Below are 18,413 nucleotides of genomic sequence, written 5' to 3'. Positions count from 1 at the left end.
TCGATCAACAGGACCAACAGACGATTATGGCTTTTCGCTCACATCCGTCACATCTGCCGCTCGAAGCCGATTCTTCATCACGCTTCCTGCCCTGCATCGTCGCCCTGATGGTGGCCCTGCTGACCTTTTCGATGGTCGGCCTTGGTGCTCTGCACGATAGCGTTGGCCAATGGTCCGGGCAGATCGAAGGCAGCCTGTCGATACAGGTCCCACCAACCGAACTGGCAAAACGCAGCCCCGAACAACGCGAAGCCGCCCTGCAAAAAACCGTCGACACCATCATTGATGAATTGGCAAGCCTGCCCGGCATCGCCCGGATCGAAGAACTCAGCCCCGAAACCATGGCCGCCCTTCTTGAACCCTGGCTTGGCCCTGATGAGGTTGTTAGCGAACTTCCCATTCCGCGCATCATCGAAATCACCCCGGAAACCGGCTTTAATTTTGATGCCCTCGAACGCCAGCTTGGCGAAATTGCGCCTGAGGCCGTGCTGGATGATCACCGCATCTGGATTGAACGCATTGCCGATGTCGCCTTTTCGGTCGAACTTGCCCTGACCGTTCTAATCATTGTTCTGTTTGGTGCGACGATGCTGTCGATTGTCTTTGCCACCAAATCAGGGTTTTCGATCCATCATAAAATCATCGAACTTTTGCACCTGATTGGTGCACAGGATGATTATATCGCCCGACAATTTGGCCGCCATAGCCAACGGCTGGCGTTTTTTGGCGCCCTGGTCGGGCTTTTGATATCACTGGCGGTCTCTGCTTTTATTGCCTGGCTTGGCCTGCGCGCTGGCTGGCCGATCCCGTCGCTGGTTTTCAGTCCAGTATTCATTGCCCTTATCGTTGCCATTCCGTTTATTGTCGCATTGGTTGCCTATCTTACCGCAACCCGCACTGTGCTGCGTGTCTTACGCCAAATGTTATAATTCTGCGCGTAAGCCATGTTGTCACCAGACGCGCTCCTTCGTATAGTCTGATCACGCTTCCCTTTTGGGATCATGGCCTTAGGAGATCCGCACTCATGTCCGCACGCCCCACATCAGGCACGCCCAAATGAACAAACCACCGCTTAGTGTGCAACTCCGGCGCCGGTCTCGAAGGTTCCGTTTTTTGCTCTCCACCCTGATCGTGCTCGGTCTGGTGTGGCTTGCCGGATTTGTCTGGTATGTCGAGTCCATCCCCACCACGGTCGACAACCCCGATCAGCGCACCGATGCCATTGTCGTTCTAACCGGCGGCAGTGAACGCCTATCGGAAGGGCGCCGCCTGCTGGCACGCGGATTGGCAAAAAAACTGTTCATTTCCGGGGTTTATCGCGGCGTTGAAGTCGATGAGTTGCTGTCGGTCGGTAAATCCGACCCGCGTTTGATTGCCTGTTGCGTTGTGCTGGGCCATGTCGCGGAAAACACCCGTGGCAACGCCATGGAAACCGCTGTCTGGGTCAACGAACAAGGCTACAAAAGCCTGCGGATTGTCACTGCGAACTACCACATGCGCCGATCCCTTCTGGAATTCAAAAGCCTGATGCCCGGTGTCGATATCATCGCCAACCCCGTCTTCCCCGATACGGTCCGCATCGAAGACTGGTGGCGGTATCCCGGCAGCACGGCCCTGATCGCCAGCGAATTTAACAAGTACCTTTTCGCCAGCCTGCGCAATTCGATTTTACACTGGCTGCCCGGGGGCAATCACCCGTCGTTGCAAACACCAGGTGCCACCGAACCCGATCAGAACGACTATTCCGCATCGAACAACAAAACCGGCTAAGACGTATCAACAATCGCCATTTTACGATTGCCGTAATACTGTTACAAAGCACCAGATACATAAGCGTTTGAAGGATTTTTCTGAATGAGAGCCCTGCGCGCGTTACTTTTTAACGTGTTGTTTTTTGGCGGAACAGCCCTGCTGTGCATCAGCATGATCCCCTTGATGGTCTGTGGCCGCAAGGCCAGCCAGTTTGTCGGCCATGCATGGTGTGTGCTGACCCAGTTTGCCCTGAACCATTCAGTAGGTATGTACAAACGCATCACCGGGCGTGAAAACCTGCCCGATGGCCCCTGCATTCTGGTCGCAAAGCATCAATCGGCGTGGGAAACTCTGACCTTTCACACTGTGGTGCCCGATCCGGCCTATATCCTCAAAAAGGAACTGATCAAAATCCCGCTGGTCGGGCAGTTTCTGCACCTCTCAGGTCAGATCGCGGTTGATCGTTCCGCCGGGGGATCTGCGCTTAAGGATATGATCAAGGGGGCGTCACAGGCGCTCAAGGAAAACCGTCAGGTGATCATTTTCCCCGAAGGCACACGCACCCCACCCGGATCAAGCCGCCCCTATCATCCGGGCGTTTACGCGCTGTATAAGGCCTTCCCGGACATCAAGGTTATTCCGGTTGCCGTCAATTCCGGCATGTTCTGGGGCAAGGATAGCTTCATGAAGTATGGTGGCCGGGTCACCATGGAACTGATGACCCCGATTGAACATGGTCTGGACCGCAAGACCTTCATGAAAGAAATCAAAACCCGCATCGACACCCGCACCCGCGAACTTGAAACCGAGGCACAGCGCGAATTTAACCTGCCGATGCTGACCTCTGCCGACATCGCCGCCGAAGAAGAGGCCAATCAGGAAAAAACCTCCTGATCCGCAAGGTCGGTTCTAAGGTCGATGAAATAACAAAGGCCGGGCTGCACAGCGCATCCCGGCCTTTTGTATGTCTTTTTGCCTTAGGATACGGCGCGTTTTTTCTTGGTGGCCTGCCAGATACCAAAGGCAATCAAGGCAATCCCGCCCAGATGATAAAGGTGCAATTCTTCCCCCAGAAAGACAATCGCAAGCCCACTGGCAAACACCGGGATCAGATACATAAAGACACCCGCCGTCGCCGGACCAACAATCGACACCCCCCTGTTCCAGAAAAGATATCCAAAGAACGCTGGCCCCGCACCGATATAGAAAATCTTCATCATGTCGGGCCACGCCGGATCAAGATGGGTAAAGAACGGCTCGCCGTTCACCACAAGCGACCAGACATAAAGCGGGGTTAAAAACACCAGACCAATCAGGGCAGACACAAACACAAGGCTCAGCGGATGAACCCCCTTTGGGGCACGTTTAAGCAACATGGAATAGGCCGCCCAAACCATGGCCGATACCATTGCAAACACATCGCCAGACACGAAACTCATCTCGGTAAACACCGAAAAATCTGCCTTTGCAATGATCGTTGCCGTGCCGACACCCGCCACCAGCACCCCGAGCCACTGACTTAACGTGGGCTTGTTTGCGGTTAATACGGCGGCAAATATCAGAACCCACACAGGGGCCGTTGCATTGAGCAAACCGGTATTGACCGCCGTTGTATTATAGGCCGCAAGATAGATGATGATCGAAAACAGGAAGACACCGGTAAAGCCGATCAGAAACATCGACATCTTGTGCTGCGCCATCAGGCGCAAATCGCGCCCAAGGTATCTGGCACAGAACGGAAACAGCATCACAGCCGCCACAACCCAGCGCCAGAATGCCAATGCTTCAAACGGCACTGTCGCATTCACCCCGCGCGCCACAACGTGGTTTGATCCCCACATCATCGCACAGATCACCAGCATCAAATAGGCCAGCGGCAGCGGGGTTTGATCCCCCTGTGTCACACTCGGCGCGTTCGATACATTCGACGCATTCGCGTGGCTCATCAGATGCCCGCCCCCATATTAATCTCGCCGTATTCGCGCCGCACCAGATCCATCAAATCATGCAACGGCGGATCGACAATCCCCATTTGATCCAGATGCAACACGGTATTTTCCAGATATTCCAGATTGGGACCCACATTGCCATGGGCCGCCACAATGATCTCAACCGCGGTGCGCACCGGCAGGTTCCCGGCATATTGTTCATGGGTCGGATCGGCAACATAGGTATGTGCGATCACTGTGCGCCCATCAGAAAGTTCGACTTCGACATCGGCGGGAATATAGGTGTTGGTCACAAGCTCGCGCTCGTCCAGATACCCTTTCACGATCCCCCAGTTTTCCGGTGTGATGCGAAAGGCATTGCCAACGCATTCCCCGCCCTTGTTCAGGCCAAGAACAAGCCCCGGATTTTCCGGCGTGCCACGATAGTGATGGGAATAGATACAGAACGACCGATGGTAACCGGGCAGCTTGGCACGCGCTTTTTCCGCGAACTCAAACCCCGGCCGCCATAACAGCGAACCATATCCAAAGACCCATCTATCCTGGGCGTCCGTCACGATATCCTCCAAAAGTCTTCTATGTTCGGGTTCGCGCATGCCATGAAGCGCGGATCAGGACCCTAACGCTTGATCATCACCAATGCCACCCCGAGTGCGGCAACCCCGAAACCGACAAATCCCAAAAGACCAAGCTGTTCATCAAACAGAAGCCACGCAAACATCGCAGCCGTCGGCGGGACAAGGTAAAACATGCTGGCAACACGGGTGGCCTCGCCCTGTTTGATCAAAACCATCAACAACATGATGGCCCCAATCGACAACACCAGAACAAGCCACGCCATCGCCAGAATGAAGTCCATGCTCCATTCAACCGTCAACGGCTCCTTGATCAGGGCAATCACCCCGACAACAAGACTGGCCGCAACATATTGAACGACTGTGCCACTCAAAAGATCCATACCAGTGCAAAAGCGCTTTTGATAAAGGGTGCCCGCTGTCATGGCGAGCAGGGCAACCAGCGCCAGCCCAATGCCAAATGCGGTAATGCCAACCCCGTCACCAATTTTGGGCACCAGCACAAGCGCCACCCCGACAAGGCCAAGCACCAGACCGCCCCACTGGCGCAGCGACACCCGTTCACCCAAAATCGCCCCGACGACCGATGCGGTGACAACCGGCTGTAACCCGACAATCAAGGCCGCCAGCCCGGCTGGAAGGCCGGTATCAATCGCCCAGAACACCCCGCCAAGATACAGCCCGTGAACCAGCGCGCCCGTGGTCCCGATATGGACCGCCTCGCGCCAGGTTTTCGGCCATTTTGCCCCCATAAGGATGACAACCGGCACCATCAAAACCAGCACGATGACAAATCGGATAAACAGGAAAACGAACGGATCGGCATAGGGCAGGCCAAATTTGGCGCCGACAAAGCCCGTGCTCCACAGGAACACAAACACAAACGGCATGAACCGTGCGAATGCCGGGTGGCTGGTGGCAGACATGACTATCCCCTTGGTCCGGTTCATGATGCAGTTTGGGGCGCATCATCAAACCGACTGGTGACCTGCACAACACAGGTCATCCATTGATTATTCGCCAATTAGGGTCAGGACCCTAGTTATTCATCCGTCTTTTTCTTGCCCGTCTCGTCGCTTTGCCGCGCTTCACCTTCGGCCGAGAAATTAGCAAAATACTGCCCGGCATCAACAATGCCGCGCCGGATTTCACGGGTGCGCGAAAACAGCTCAAACAGCTTGTCGCCCTCGCCCCAGCGAATGGCACGTTGCAACGCCATCAGGTCTTCCTGAAAACGCCCAAGAACATCCAGAACCGCCTCGCGATTGTTCAAAAACACATCGCGCCACATGGTCGGATCGGACGCGGCAATACGGGTAAAGTCCCGAAAACCAGTCGCCGAAAACTTGATCACTTCCTGACGCAGCGCATCTTCAAGATCGGTCGCGGTTCCAACAATCGTGTAAGCAATCAAATGCGGCAGATGCGACGTAATCCCCAGAATGCGATCATGATGGTCCGCATCCATGCGTTCCACATACATTCCGCACGCTTCCCAAAGGGCAGTGACCTTGGCAACGGCATCTTCGCTTTCACCCGGAATCGGCGTTAAGATGCACCAGCGTTCTTCAAACAGTTCCGGAAAACCGGAATCCGGGCCGGAATGTTCGGTCCCGGCCAACGGGTGACCGGGAACAAAATGCACGCCTTCGTCAAGTTGCGGGGCAATGTCACGGATCACAGATTGTTTGACCGAACCGACGTCCGAAACAATCGCCCCCTTTTTCAAGGCCCCTGAAAGCTGTGCGCCAATCGCCTCGTTGGCGCCAAGCGGTGCGCACAGCATCACCAGATCAGCATCGCCAACCGCGTCCTTGATGTCGCAATAGGCTTCATCGGCAAGACCAAGTTCAAGCACCCGGTCGCGGGTCGCCTCGGACCGCACAGCACAGGTAATCTTGTTGGCAAGGCCATCACGCTTGATACGGCGTGCCATGGACGAGCCGATCAGGCCCATACCGACAAAGGCGACAGTGTTAAACAACGGTTGGGATGCAGTTTTGGTCATTTTAAGCGTTCACAAAATCCTTGATGGTCTGAAGGCAGATGTCCATTTCTTCCTTCGTGCCAATTGAAACACGCAACATCTGCGGCAGGCCATAAGCACCGATTTTGCGCGGGATCACACCGCGCGCCATCATGAAATCATTGGCGGCATCTGTATTTTTGCCATCCTCTGTCGGGAATTCGATCATGACAAAGTTGCCATAGCTCGGATGTGCCGTAAGGCCACTAATTGCGTTGATCTCGTCACGGAACCACGCCAGCGTCTCGGCATTGTGGCGCACGCAATCATTGACGAAGTCATCATCGTCAAGGGCGGCAACACCGGCTTCCTGCGTTGGCAGGGAAACGTTGAACGGGTTGCGCAAACGCTGCAAGACATCGGCAATCTCGACCGGGGCATAGCACCAGCCAAGGCGAATACCACCAAGACCATAAATCTTGGAAAATGTCCGGGTCATCACCGTGTTGTTGCCAGAACGGACAAGTTCTTCACCGGCTGAATAATCTTCCTGACCGGTCATAAACTCGGCATAGGCCGCATCCACCACCAGAACGATGTCTTCGCGCAAACCATCGCGCAGACGCTTCATTTCCGCGTCCGTGATGTAGGTTCCCGTCGGGTTGTTCGGATTGGCAACAAAGACAATCTTGGTCTTTTCCGTCACCGCAGCCAGCAACGAATCAACACTGGTGGTCATGTTGGTTTCAGCTGCCGCGACCGGCACAGCACCAACCCCCTTGGCGGTAATCGGATACATCAGGAAACCATGCTGGGAATACAGCACTTCGTCGCCCGGTCCGGCATAGGCCCGGATCAAAAGAGTCAAAAGCTCGTCTGACCCGGCACCACAGACCAGCTGATCCATTTCAAGATCATATTTCTCAGCCAGCTTTTTGCGCAGCAAGTCACATCCGCCGTCCGGATAACGATGCAGGCGGTTGGCGGTATTACGAAGCGCTTCCATGGCTTTGGGGCTCGGGCCAAGCGCGCCTTCGTTTGACGACAGCTTGATCACGCGCTGCGTGCTGTTGGCACTGGATTTACCACCCTGATAGGGCGCAATTTCAAGAATACCGGGGCGTGGGGTGGGCGCAGACATTATGTATATTCTCCCAACGGACGTGGTGGCTTATCCAAACCACCACTGAATTTTAACTCAGTGCGTCTTCCGAAATCGGCACGGCATAGGCGCCGACCACACGCAGGCTTTCGGGATTAAGTCCCTGCTGTGCCAGTGTGGCTTGAAACGCATCGGCGCGATTACAAAAGAATCCCGGCACATCAACAAGAACAAAACGCCGATCCGACGCCATTTCGTCAGAAAAGCCAAGGATTGCTGAACCGTCGATCCCATCCGCAATTTTTTTGCGCACCGTATCCATCGAAATCTCTTTTGACAGGCTTACCACGAACAGCGTTCGGTCATCACCACTGTCTTCAAGATCAATTGCCGCCAGAACAAAACCCTCGGTCTGCTCCCCGCGGCCAACCGGGCATCCGCCAAACGGCAGCTTGGAGACAACCCTGACTGCACTTTGTTCGGTCAAAAGCGTCCACCACGGCATCGGCTCACCAAATTCGGGTTTGGGGAACACACCGACTGCCGCCCGACCGTCTTCAAGTGCGCCATATGCTTCGCGTGGGGTCTCAAATTCGACAATCTCGTTGAGGCATCCGAAATTCAGCCGTGCCAGTTCCCAGCAATCCTGACCTTCTGCATTGCGGCAAAGTGCAACGGTATAAGGTGCTTCAAGCCGCGTACCGGCCGCGATCATTTCGCGCCAGATTTGAATAAGCGCTGTTTTGGGAAAGGCACCGTCATGACGTTCGACAAGGGTGCGCATAATACGCGCTTCGCGCGCCGGACGATAAGGCACCTTTACCTTGCCACCCGCCGCAATCACACGGTCCTTATAGGCGCCAACCGCCTGCACAACCTTGGTCCGGCGAATGATCAACGCTTGCAGCGCCTGATCAATATCATCGATCTCGCCACGCAGCCCATCAAGGTCAAGATTTGCCAAATTTTCGTTGTCTAACGCCATAATCCACTCATCTTTTGAACGGCGCACAGTATTAGGACAGGGCCGCAGAAATGCAAAGAAAAGATTGACTAAACCTTGGCGTATTCCTAGCTAGAACAGACTGATTTCCTTCATCGTAAGGATTAAAGTCATACCTTGCCGACAAGGATGACACCAACCAAAGGAAAATCGACGTCCATGCCAACCACCGCCAGCAAAGATAAGCGCGCACCGCTTCCCGGCCATCACATGGTGTTGGGGGAAACCGATAAGTTGCGCCTTGATAGCGGTGTTGAATTTGGGCCCTTCACAATTGCCTATCAGACCTATGGTGAACTGAACGCCGATAAATCCAACGCCATTCTGGTCTGCCATGCCCTGACCGGCGATCAATATGTTGCCGATGAAGTTCACCCGATTACGGGTAAGGACGGCTGGTGGCTTGAAATCGTTGGTCCCGGCAAAATCATTGATACCGAGAAATATTTCGTCATTTGCTCCAACGTCATTGGCGGTTGCCTTGGCAGTACCGGGCCAAAGGACACCAATCCGGAAACCAGCAAGCCGTGGGGCCTTGATTTCCCGGTGATCACCATTGCCGATATGGTGCGCGCCCAGACCATGCTGATTGACGCACTTGGCATCGACAGCCTGTTTGCCGTCATTGGCGGCTCAATGGGCGGCATGCAGGTGCTCGAATGGTGCAAAAGCTACCCCGAGCGGGTGTTTGCCGCCGCCCCGATTGCGACATCCTTCCGCCATAGCGCACAAAACATCGCCTTTCACGAAGTGGGTCGTCAGGCGGTCATGGCCGATCCCGACTGGTGCGGGGGCAATTATTTGCTTGAAGACAAAAAACCCGCCCGCGGTTTGGCCGTGGCGCGCATGACCGCGCACATCACCTATTTGTCGCAGCCTGCCCTGCACCGTAAATTTGGCCGCAAACTACAAAATCGCGGGTCGATCACCTATAGCTTCGATCATGATTTTCAGGTCGAAAGCTATTTGCGCCATCAGGGCAAAAGCTTCGTCGACCGGTTTGACGCCAACAGTTATCTCTATATCACGCGTGCGATGGATTACTTTGACCTGTCGATTGACTACGACGGGCGGCTGGCCGATGCCTTTAAGGGCAGTAAAACACGGTTCTGCATTGTGTCGTTTTCAAGCGACTGGTGCTTTACCACCGCCGAAAGCCGCCAGTTGGCCCACGCGCTCAATGCCGCGTCCTGCAATGTCAGCTGTGTCGAAATCGAAAGTGACAAAGGCCATGACGCCTTCCTACTCGATGAACCTGATTTCCACATGGTTCTCGGCGGTTTCATCGACGGTGCCGCCGAAATCCGGGGGCTGAAATAACGCCATGAACAATCCTCATACAAATATAAATAGCACCTCAATCCCGCTGCACAGCGACCGCATCCGTGTTGATCTGCAACTGATTGCCGACATGGTCGAACCCGGAACGCGGGTTCTTGATATCGGGTGCAGCGACGGTGAACTTCTGGGCTATCTGACGCGAACCAAAAAAGTTGATGGCCGTGGCCTGGAACTGTCCAATGAAGGGGTGCGCAATTGCGTCGCCCAAGGATTGCCGGTGATGCAGGGCGATGCGGACCGAGATCTTGGCGATTATCCCGACGGGGCCTTTGATTACGCCATTCTCAGCCAGACGCTACAGGCCACCCACCGCCCCAAAGAAGTGCTGTCGGAACTGCTGCGCATTGGCAACAAGGCGATTGTCTCCTTCCCCAATTTCGGTCATTGGCGTGCGCGGTTTGACCTGATGTTTCGCGGGCGGATGCCGCAAAATCCCAACTTGCCGATCATGTGGTACGAAACCCCCAACATCCATTTTTGCACCGTGCGCGACTTTGTCGGCATGTGTGATGACATGGGGGTCAAGATCGAACGCTCCATGGTGCTCAATGAAAGCGGCTCGAAAGTCAGCATCGATAGCCATTCGCGTTTCGCCAATTTCTTTGGCAATCAGGCATTATTCATGCTGAGCAAATAATACGGACGATTAATCACTTTTTTTGACTAATCAGTTTTGTGTTTCTGGCTGTCACAAACTGCCCATTTCCCCGTCTGAGTCCTGTCGCCGCCAACGGCACATTTTTCAGACGGGGCCCACATGACAGCTTCAAAATTCTCCCAGATCTGCCGCACGACATTGATCGTCGCCACCCTCAGCTTCCTGGCCGCCTGTTCGCAAAAGGCGGAAACCCTGAAACTGTCGGTCACCCAGTTTGGCACCGCCACCCAAGCCGCCTTTGACAGCTATGGCACGGCCTATGATGCGCAGTTTTCCTCGTTTTCCAGGGCCCCATCGGCACAGCGCGATGAATTCGTTACCAACATGTCCGACTTCACCGGCACGGTATCGGCATCGAACATTGATGTCCTGATCGACCCGGACGGGGCCAAAATTGATCCAAGTGTTGCACGACAATGGCAAGACACCCTGTCGGGTTTACGCACGCAATATCAGCAGTTTGTCGCGATTTTCGATAATATCGAAGCCGGCTCGGCACTCGGCGCATCCGCCGTCACACAATCAGGCCCGATCCTTGAAAAACTGCGCGGGCAACTTGCCACCATCACCGGCGATTTCACCAAAAACCCGCCGCAGTTGCTGGCCAAGCGCAGCACACTGATTGCAAAGCTCAATGAGATACGTACTAATACGAATGACGATCAGGACGCCAGAACGCTGCGCTATCAGTTGTGGTGGCAGGATTGGCAGGCTTTGACCGAGGCCGAAAAACAGATGCAAACCGATACGTTGCGCAAATTTGTTAGCGCTAACACCCTTGGAAACCGCCTGCAAAACCAGATCGACACTTACGCAAAACTCGATGTCGCATCGCTTTTAAGTGCGGTTGAACAGGGCATTTCGCTGGCCGGTGACATCAACAAAATGAGCCCGCAGGAATTGATCACGCAGGGCACAGCCTTGGCCCAAACCGCCACCAATTAGGGGGAAATCAACCATGTCGAACCTCGACAAACTGATCGAACAATCCAAAAAGGCCTACGTCGAAATCGCAACCGCCTATGACGCGGCCGATATCAATCAGAAAATCGTGCTGTCAGACAGTGTCCAAAAGGCGCAATCGGCACTGGTGGCCTTACAAACCGCCAACCTTGCGCAATCTGTGACCGTCACTGACGCCGATCTGGCGGAAATGAGCAGACTGCGGGCAAAGATCAACAATGCCGCCGAACTGCAATCAGCCATCACGGGGATCATCGGTCTGGTCAGCAAATTTTTGCTGTGAGGACTTAAAAAGGTTCTTAGGGTTTCCAGCGATCGGCATCGGCATCGTCTGATGCCTTTGCGCTGACCCATTTTTCACCGTTCTGGGTTTCTTCGCGTTTCCAGAACGGTGCCCGGGTTTTAAGGAAATCCATCACGAAATCGCAGGCCTCAAACGCGTCCCTGCGATGTGCCGACAGGGCGATCACCAGAACAATGCGTTCGCCGGGTTCCATCCGGCCAAACCGGTGCACGATGCGAATACCATCAAGTTTCCAGCGATGACCGGCTTCATCGGCGATCTTTTCAAGTTCGCGTTCGGTCATGCCGGGATAATGATCAAGGGTGAGTGCGGACACGGTGTCACCCCCATGAATGTCACGCACCAGCCCGACGAAGCTGACCGCCGCCCCGATGTCTGTACGACCATCGGTCAGGGCCGCAAGTTCGGCGCCCGGATCAAAATCATCTTGCTGAACGGAAACACGCGTCATGGCGACCTGCCTTTAATCCAGTCTCGTGTTAGTCGAGATGCTTAAGCCCGGTCCGCAGATACAGATACCCGGTCTGAACCGTCACAATACCGGCAATCCACAGCAGGATATCTCCAATCAGGACCGACGGGATCATGTCAGGCGATGCGTCGCCGACCAGAAGAAACCCGATGGCCAGAATCTGGGCGGTGGTTTTCCATTTGGCCAGAACCGTGACCGGCAGCGGCACCTTGAGTTCGGCCAGATGTTCGCGCAGGCCCGATACCATGATTTCGCGGCACATGATGATCACGGCCGGCAGCACAGAAAACCCGGCAATCCGTTCAAACGACACCATCATCATCAAGGCCGCGGCCACCAGCAACTTATCGGCAATCGGATCAAGGAACCGCCCCAGCGGCGACACGACATTCATGCTGCGCGCCAGATACCCGTCGAAGAAATCGGTGATACCGGCAAAGGCAAACAACACAAAACCCAACCAGTTACCCAACGGGCCATCAATGTAAAATGATGCCACCAATGCCGGGATCACAACGATGCGCGACAAAGTCAGCAGATTGGGGATCTGGTTTTTCATGAACAGGCCTGTTTGCAGGTATTTATGGCGATGACTTCCGGTTCTAAGGCGTCTGCACTCCCCGAAGCCGGGCAATTATTAAAGGCTTGGCGCCGGGATCACAAGGGGCGTCTTAAATTGCAATAAAACAGAAGCACTACGGCCTGCCCAATCACGTGTATTTGAAGCGTTACAGAATTCAGTCATGGACCAAAATGACAATATTTGGCATATTTTGCCATCCGCTAAAAATGGAGTGTCCGATGGCAACGATGAATGTCTCCCTGCCCGATCCCATGCGCGAATGGGTCGAAACCCAGATTGAAAGTGGTGAGTACGCCAGTTCCAGCGACTATGTCCGCGATCTGATCCGGCAGGACCAACGTAAACAGAAGCTGCTTCAACGCGCCCTGACAGAAGGCCTGAACAGCGGACAAAGCCCACGCACGGTTGAAGACATCATGGACGCTGCCCACAAGAATCTGACGGATGGCTGAATACGTCCTGTCCAACAAGGCCGACGCCGACCTTGAAGGAATTTATATCTATTCCTATGAAACATTCGGAGCGCAACAGGCAGAGGGTTATTTCCTGTCATTGCGTGATTGTCTGAACAATCTTGCCACATCCCCTTACATCGGACGTGATGCAGGGGTGCTTCATCCTGGCATGCACAGCCATCATCATGGACGCCATATGATCTATTATCTGATTGAAGAGAGCGGCATTTTCGTTGTCCGCGTCCTACATGATGCTATGGATTCATCGCGCCATATCGCCGCAACGAACCGCAAATAAAGCGCAAACCCGCTTTATCAATTTTCCCCATGAAAATGATCATAAATCTTTCGGGCCAAGGCGGCACTGATGCCGCCGACCGCTTCAAGGTCTGAAAGGCCCGCATCGGCGACACCGCGTGCAGACCCGAAATGGTGGAGCAGTGCCTTTTTGCGTGCCCCGCCAACACCGGGCACCGAATCGAGAACGCTTTTGCCGATTTGTTTGGCGCGTTTCGCACGGTGGGTGCCAATGGCCCAGCGGTGGGCTTCGTCGCGCAGGCGCTGGATGAAGTACAAAACCGGGTCTTTCATATCAAGGCGCACAGGGGCCTTGCCCGGAATGTGCAGCACTTCCTTACCGGCATTGCGGTCCACACCCTTGGCGACACCGACCAGCATGACGTCTTCGATACCGAGGTCTTCAAGCACGGCCTTGGCAACGCCTAGCTGCCCTAAGCCGCCATCGATCAGACACAGGTCCGGCCATGTGCCGTTTTCGCGGTCCGGGTCATCCTTTTGTGCACGCGCAAAGCGGCGGGTCAGGACTTCGCGCATCATGGCAAAGTCATCGCCCGGCGCAATGTCGCCCTTGATGTTGAATTTGCGATAGGCGTTTTTAATGAAGCCTTCTGGCCCGGCCGCAATCATGCCGCCAACCATATTGGTGCCCTGGATATGGCTGTTATCGTACACTTCGATCCGTTCGGGCGTATTTTCCAGATCCAGTTTATCGGCCAAATCTTCAAGCAATTTGCGCTGGGTCGCACTTTCGGCCATGCGCCGCCCCAAGGCATCCTTGGCATTGGTCATGGCATGTTCGACCAGCTTGCGCTTACCGCCGCGCTTGGGCACGAGCAGTTCAATCTTGCGGTCATTATTGACGCCAAGGGCGGTTTGCACCAATTCCTGACCTTCGATCTCGTGCGACAGGAAAATCTGTTTGGGGGCAGGTTTATCGGCATAGAACTGCCCGACAAAGGCCGACAGGATTTCAGGAACTTCAGCCGACTGTTCATGGCGCGGGAAGTACGACCGGTTGCCATAGTTCGAGCCGGATCGGAAAAAGAACACCTGAACGCAGCTTTGCCCGCCTTCGTGATGCAGAGCAATGACGTCGGCCTCTTCGACACCTTCGAGGTTGATGTCCTGATGCGATCTGATTTGGCTGAGCGCACGGATACGGTCGCGGTACATGGCCGCCTGTTCAAAATCCATCTTTTCCGACGCGGCAAGCATGTCAGATTCAAGCTGCTTGACGATATTCTGGCTGCGGCCCGTCAGAAAGTCGCGGCAGATATCAACAAGCCCGTCATAGTCCGGCTTGGAAATCCGGTCCACACACGGCGCCGAGCAGCGTTTGATTTGATAGAGTAAACAGGGGCGCGACCGATTGGAAAACACCGCATCAGTGCAGGAGCGCAGCAAAAAGGCGCGCTGCAAATGGTTGATGGTGTTGTTAACCGCCCATGCGGAGGCAAACGGGCCAAAGCAACTGCCGTCCTTGGCACGTGCGCCACGGTGTTTCACGATGCGCGGATAGTCATGGAGCTCGGTGATCAGGATATAGGGGAAGCTTTTGTCGTCGCGCAAAAGGATGTTGTAGCGCGGTTTGAGTTTCTTGATCAGGTTGGATTCAAGAAGAAGGGCTTCGGCCTCGGTATGGGTGGTGATGATTTCCATCCGCACCGTCTGGGCAATCATCCGGGCGATGCGCAGCGGCACCTGCATGATGCGGGTATAGGACACCACCCGTTTTTTAAGGTTCTTGGCCTTGCCGACGTAAAGAACGCGATCCTTGTCATCAAGCATGCGGTAAACGCCCGCCGATCCCGGCATGGTTTTAAGCGCATTCTTGATCGCCTCCACACCCCGTGCGGCCCCACCTTCGAGCGTGTCACCATCAAGCGACAATCCGATTTCCCGTTTCGGGGCGTCATCCCCGCCGGGCATGTCGGAGGAAACAGGTGGCTTCATCAAGGGTCTCCGAAGTCAGGAAAATACATCCAAAGTTGTGACGGCTGTCACAGTTCGTCAGGCGTTTCGAACATAGCCGAAAAGATTAACATCGCAACAGGCACAGAGGGAATCGCGCCGGAAAAAAGATGTCCACCAAGACTGTGGATAACTATGTGGGTAATGCGGGGGCTATTGTCTGCACCCCTTGAGAGTCTTAACGTTCTATGAAGTGCCCAAATATTGGGCAAATCAACTAAGTATTTGTTTTAAAACAATAAAAAAACTGTCAACCTGAAATCATTCGGTAATAGAGTCGTAAAAAATGAATATTTCCCTTTGATTCCAACCTGCCAAATGCTTGTGCATAAGGACAAACACGATTCGCCCTAGAGGAATCACAGAGTCCCATGGTCGCAGTTTGTGAAAAAGTAAATTTTTTGCCTGATCGGGGCTGTTATCAGCGGGCGATATTATGGCGTTCGATTTCGACACCGACCGCGCTTACGTCTTCAAAGACGTCGAGCTTTTCAACCCGAACGATCACCTTGCGCACGCGTCTGTCGGCAAGGCACATGTCGGCCAGCTTTTCCCCAAGTGTTTCCACAAGGTTCACATGACCATCCTGACAAATACGTCGGGTGCCAACGACAAGATCTTCGTAGCTCAGAACGGTGGAAATATCATCATTCTGCACCCCGTCGCCTTCGAGCACAGCCAGATCAAGGTTGATCCGCACACGTTGGGGGGCTTCCTTTTCGTGATCATAGACCCCGATCGAGGTATGCATCACCATATCGCGCACAAAAACGCGGCGCAGGCTGACAGCCAAGTCTGTATCGGGCACGTCTGTGCCCGGCAAGTCCGTTTGGCGGAGGTCCGTATGGGACAAATCCGCAAAGGGCAACGTGGTAATCTTGGCGTCCTGTTTGAGGCCTGCGGTCATATTTCCGGTCTTCCTTGTGCTGCTATCTGCGGCCAGATGTCAGATCCGCATCCGACATCATTCTTCTGGCGTGTCATCGTCGCCACTGGGCGCCCAATCAAGATGCTGCCCGCCGTCAAGGGCTAACATTTGCCCGGTGATGGCCGGCGCGGCAAGGAAAAATCGAACCGCGTCGCAAATCTCTTGCGGGTTTGTCCCAACTTTCAGGGGTGTTTTCGCACATTGCTGATCGAAAACTTCCTGTGTTTGTCGGGTACTAGGCAATGCCGGGCCCGGTCCGATGGCATTGACACGTATTTTTGGCGCCAAAGCCAGTGCCATGGTCTGGGTCAAGGTCCAAAGACCTGCTTTAGACAGGGTATAGGTCATGAAATGCGGATTAAGATTCCACACCCGTTGATCAATCATATTGATGATCAGCCCCTGACAATCGTCTGGCAGGCGTTTGGCAAATTGCTGACTTAGGACAAAGGGTGCACGCAGGTTGGCTTCCATATGAAGGTCCCATCCTTCGCGCGTTGCACTTTTGACGTCGTCATATTCAAAGGTCGATGCGTTATTGATCAGAATGCCAATCGGTCCAAGGGCGGCCTTGGCTTCGCGCAGGATGCGATGGGTATCATCCTCGTTGGAAAGATCAGCAGAGATCACGCAGGCGCGTTGCCCAAGGGAGCGGATTTCATCGGCCAGATGTTCGGCATCTTTACGCGAATGATGGCAATGCAGCGCAATGTCATAGCCGTTGTTCGCCAGATCAAGTGCGAGTGCGCGGCCAATGCGTTTGGCGGCACCGGTAATCAATACAGTTTTTGGCACATGATCCGTCATTCTGGCATCGCCCCGTTATGGCACATCAAACTTCATGGCATCGTTATTTTGCATCGCATGTTTTTGGGGGCCAATACCGCACCCCACCCATCTTTTACGCCGCGACCAGCTGGAAGACATAGACAAAATAGGCGATCACGAAAACCACACCGGCACTGCGCGACAGTTTGCGGAACGCAAAAGTCACCAGCAAAAGCGCAACCGTCACCGCCAGCATGATCCAAAGGTCAGACGACAGGATTTGAGCCGGAACCGGTATCGGCGTGATCAGCGAAACGCCGCCAATGATCACCAGAAGGTTCAACAGGTTTGAGCCAAACACATTGCCAAGCGCAACATCGGAATGCCCGCGGAATGCGGCAACCATCGATGCGGCAAGTTCGGGCAAGGATGTGCCAAAAGCCACAAGCGTCAGGCCAATTACCGCCTCGGAGACACCAAACTCACGGGCGACTGTCACACCACCATCGACCAGCCATTCCGCGCCAAACATCAAGGCGACAATCCCGATCACGGTTGCAATGATCGGCTTAAACCAGCCTGAGGGCACCTCGCCGACTTCATCAACCTCTTCTTCGTGCAGGTTACTGGCGTGGCTGGGCATGTTTTTGTCGTGCTTATAGGTGAAGTACCAGATCGCGACCAACACACACAGCATCACCGCCCCGGCCCAGCGTTCAATCACGCCAAACATGCACAGCCCGATAAACAAGAGCGTGCCCAGCAACATCGCCCCACCATCGCGCACAACCGTTACACGGCCTGCTGCAATAGGTTTAAGCAAGGCCACGGCCCCCAGGATCAGCAATATATTGGCGATATTTGATCCAACCACATTCCCCATCGCGATATCGGCAGTACCTTTGAGCGATGCGTTCAGCGATACAACAAATTCCGGCGCGGACGTGCCCGCCGCCACGATAGTCAAACCGACAATAACCTTGGACACCCCCATCAAAAGGGCAAGGCCAACCGCGCCCCGAACGATGAATTCGCCACCCGCGGTCAAAAGGACAAGACCGGCGACAATCTGAAGATAAGGGATCAACTGTTCCAAGATGTGTTTGCTCGTATTGATTATATCGTTAATTCGGGCCCATCTGGTAATTGAGGCCCATCCAATTCAGGCCCATCTGGGCCCGCGGAACATGGCATTCCGCAAGATGAATGGCAAGTCATCAGGGCATGACAATTGTCACAACAATCACGCCCCCATGCATCAAAGCCATCAATGTCACGCATTCTGCTGTTGTGCGGGGCCCGCCACCTGTCGATCAGATTTCC

The 18,413-nt window shown here is 54.4% G+C and carries 21 protein-coding genes; 9 read left to right on the top strand and 12 right to left on the bottom strand.

Annotation, left to right across the window (positions count from 1 at the left end; genetic code table 11):
* Positions 1–26 precede the first annotated feature (26 nt).
* From K355_RS0104715 to K355_RS0104705, 3 genes are all read left to right on the top strand, one after another.
* Positions 27–929 (top strand): cell division protein FtsX, encoded by a 903-nt coding sequence (locus tag K355_RS0104715; protein WP_022730960.1) that lies wholly within the window; start codon positions 27–29, stop codon positions 927–929.
* Positions 930–1,113: 184 nt separating this feature from the next.
* A complete protein-coding gene (locus K355_RS0104710) occupies positions 1,114–1,770 on the top strand; it encodes a YdcF family protein (RefSeq protein ID WP_028791338.1) in 657 nt (218 codons plus the stop codon).
* 84 nt (positions 1,771–1,854) lie between these two features.
* Positions 1,855–2,646: a lysophospholipid acyltransferase family protein gene (locus tag K355_RS0104705; RefSeq protein WP_022730958.1), complete on the top strand. Its 792-nt coding sequence runs from the start codon at positions 1,855–1,857 to the stop codon at positions 2,644–2,646.
* A gap of 83 nt (positions 2,647–2,729) precedes the next feature.
* Here K355_RS0104705 and K355_RS0104700 read toward each other — a convergent pair whose 3' ends face one another.
* From K355_RS0104700 to K355_RS0104675, 6 genes are all read right to left on the bottom strand, one after another.
* Positions 2,730–3,698: a DMT family transporter gene (locus K355_RS0104700; RefSeq protein WP_022730957.1), complete on the bottom strand. Its 969-nt coding sequence runs from the start codon at positions 3,696–3,698 to the stop codon at positions 2,730–2,732.
* Positions 3,698–4,258 carry a gamma-glutamylcyclotransferase gene (locus K355_RS0104695; protein ID WP_022730956.1) on the bottom strand — a complete coding sequence of 187 codons (561 nt, stop codon included), beginning with the start codon at positions 4,256–4,258 and terminating at the stop codon, positions 3,698–3,700. The genes K355_RS0104700 and K355_RS0104695 overlap by 1 nt, the downstream gene beginning before the upstream one ends.
* A 62-nt stretch (positions 4,259–4,320) precedes the next feature.
* Positions 4,321–5,202: a DMT family transporter gene (locus K355_RS0104690; RefSeq protein ID WP_022730955.1), complete on the bottom strand. Its 882-nt coding sequence runs from the start codon at positions 5,200–5,202 to the stop codon at positions 4,321–4,323.
* Between the two features lie 116 nt (positions 5,203–5,318).
* Positions 5,319–6,284 (bottom strand): prephenate/arogenate dehydrogenase family protein, encoded by a 966-nt coding sequence (locus K355_RS0104685; RefSeq protein WP_022730954.1) that lies wholly within the window; start codon positions 6,282–6,284, stop codon positions 5,319–5,321.
* A gap of 1 nt (position 6,285) precedes the next feature.
* Positions 6,286–7,383, bottom strand: coding sequence for a histidinol-phosphate transaminase (gene hisC / locus K355_RS0104680; RefSeq protein WP_022730953.1), 1,098 nt, complete (start codon positions 7,381–7,383; stop codon positions 6,286–6,288).
* 52 nt (positions 7,384–7,435) lie between these two features.
* Complete coding sequence (locus K355_RS0104675) at positions 7,436–8,329, bottom strand: chorismate mutase (RefSeq protein WP_022730952.1); 894 nt, start codon at positions 8,327–8,329, stop codon at positions 7,436–7,438.
* A gap of 177 nt (positions 8,330–8,506) precedes the next feature.
* Here K355_RS0104675 and metX point away from each other — a divergent pair, with 177 nt between their 5' ends.
* From metX to K355_RS0104655, 4 genes are all read left to right on the top strand, one after another.
* Positions 8,507–9,667: a homoserine O-acetyltransferase MetX gene (metX, locus tag K355_RS0104670; RefSeq protein WP_022730951.1), complete on the top strand. Its 1,161-nt coding sequence runs from the start codon at positions 8,507–8,509 to the stop codon at positions 9,665–9,667.
* 4 nt (positions 9,668–9,671) lie between these two features.
* A complete protein-coding gene (metW, locus tag K355_RS0104665; protein ID WP_022730950.1) occupies positions 9,672–10,325 on the top strand; it encodes a methionine biosynthesis protein MetW in 654 nt (217 codons plus the stop codon).
* Between the two features lie 120 nt (positions 10,326–10,445).
* Positions 10,446–11,291 (top strand): hypothetical protein, encoded by an 846-nt coding sequence (locus K355_RS0104660; RefSeq protein ID WP_022730949.1) that lies wholly within the window; start codon positions 10,446–10,448, stop codon positions 11,289–11,291.
* Positions 11,292–11,304: 13 nt separating this feature from the next.
* On the top strand, positions 11,305–11,592 hold the full coding sequence (locus K355_RS0104655; protein WP_022730948.1) for a hypothetical protein: 288 nt from the start codon (positions 11,305–11,307) through the stop codon (positions 11,590–11,592).
* 16 nt (positions 11,593–11,608) lie between these two features.
* Here the strand turns inward: K355_RS0104655 and K355_RS0104650 are convergent, their stop codons facing one another.
* The gene (locus K355_RS0104650) at positions 11,609–12,064 is read right to left on the bottom strand and encodes a molybdenum cofactor biosynthesis protein MoaE (protein ID WP_022730947.1); all 456 of its coding nucleotides are present in this window, start codon (positions 12,062–12,064) and stop codon (positions 11,609–11,611) included.
* Positions 12,065–12,092: 28 nt separating this feature from the next.
* Entirely contained in the window at positions 12,093–12,644 is a 552-nt protein-coding gene (gene pgsA / locus K355_RS0104645) for a CDP-diacylglycerol--glycerol-3-phosphate 3-phosphatidyltransferase (RefSeq protein WP_022730946.1), read from the bottom strand.
* A 242-nt stretch (positions 12,645–12,886) separates the two neighbouring features.
* On the opposite strand from pgsA, the gene K355_RS0104640 reads away from it, so the two are divergent.
* The gene (locus K355_RS0104640; RefSeq protein WP_022730945.1) at positions 12,887–13,120 is read left to right on the top strand and encodes a type II toxin-antitoxin system ParD family antitoxin; all 234 of its coding nucleotides are present in this window, start codon (positions 12,887–12,889) and stop codon (positions 13,118–13,120) included.
* Positions 13,113–13,421, top strand: a complete 309-nt coding sequence (locus K355_RS0104635) for a type II toxin-antitoxin system RelE/ParE family toxin (protein WP_022730944.1) — start codon at positions 13,113–13,115, stop codon at positions 13,419–13,421. The genes K355_RS0104640 and K355_RS0104635 overlap by 8 nt, the downstream gene beginning before the upstream one ends.
* Positions 13,422–13,438: 17 nt before the next feature.
* On the opposite strand, the gene uvrC is transcribed toward K355_RS0104635, so the two are convergent.
* The 4 genes from uvrC to K355_RS0104615 all read right to left on the bottom strand — a co-directional run bounded on the left by uvrC (position 13,439) and on the right by K355_RS0104615 (position 18,186).
* Entirely contained in the window at positions 13,439–15,352 is a 1,914-nt protein-coding gene (gene uvrC, locus K355_RS0104630) for an excinuclease ABC subunit UvrC (protein ID WP_373964426.1), read from the bottom strand.
* A 463-nt stretch (positions 15,353–15,815) separates the two neighbouring features.
* Positions 15,816–16,301 (bottom strand): dihydroneopterin aldolase, encoded by a 486-nt coding sequence (gene folB, locus K355_RS0104625; RefSeq protein ID WP_022730942.1) that lies wholly within the window; start codon positions 16,299–16,301, stop codon positions 15,816–15,818.
* A 57-nt stretch (positions 16,302–16,358) separates the two neighbouring features.
* Positions 16,359–17,129, bottom strand: a complete 771-nt coding sequence (locus K355_RS0104620; protein ID WP_022730941.1) for an SDR family oxidoreductase — start codon at positions 17,127–17,129, stop codon at positions 16,359–16,361.
* Positions 17,130–17,223: 94 nt separating this feature from the next.
* The gene (locus K355_RS0104615) at positions 17,224–18,186 is read right to left on the bottom strand and encodes a calcium/sodium antiporter (protein ID WP_022730940.1); all 963 of its coding nucleotides are present in this window, start codon (positions 18,184–18,186) and stop codon (positions 17,224–17,226) included.
* Positions 18,187–18,413: the final 227 nt, after the last annotated feature.

This window comes from Thalassospira lucentensis MCCC 1A00383 = DSM 14000, assembly GCF_000421265.1.
In the GTDB taxonomy this organism is placed as follows: domain Bacteria; phylum Pseudomonadota; class Alphaproteobacteria; order Rhodospirillales; family Thalassospiraceae; genus Thalassospira; species Thalassospira lucentensis.
This window is presented reverse-complemented; position numbering and strand designations above follow the sequence as displayed.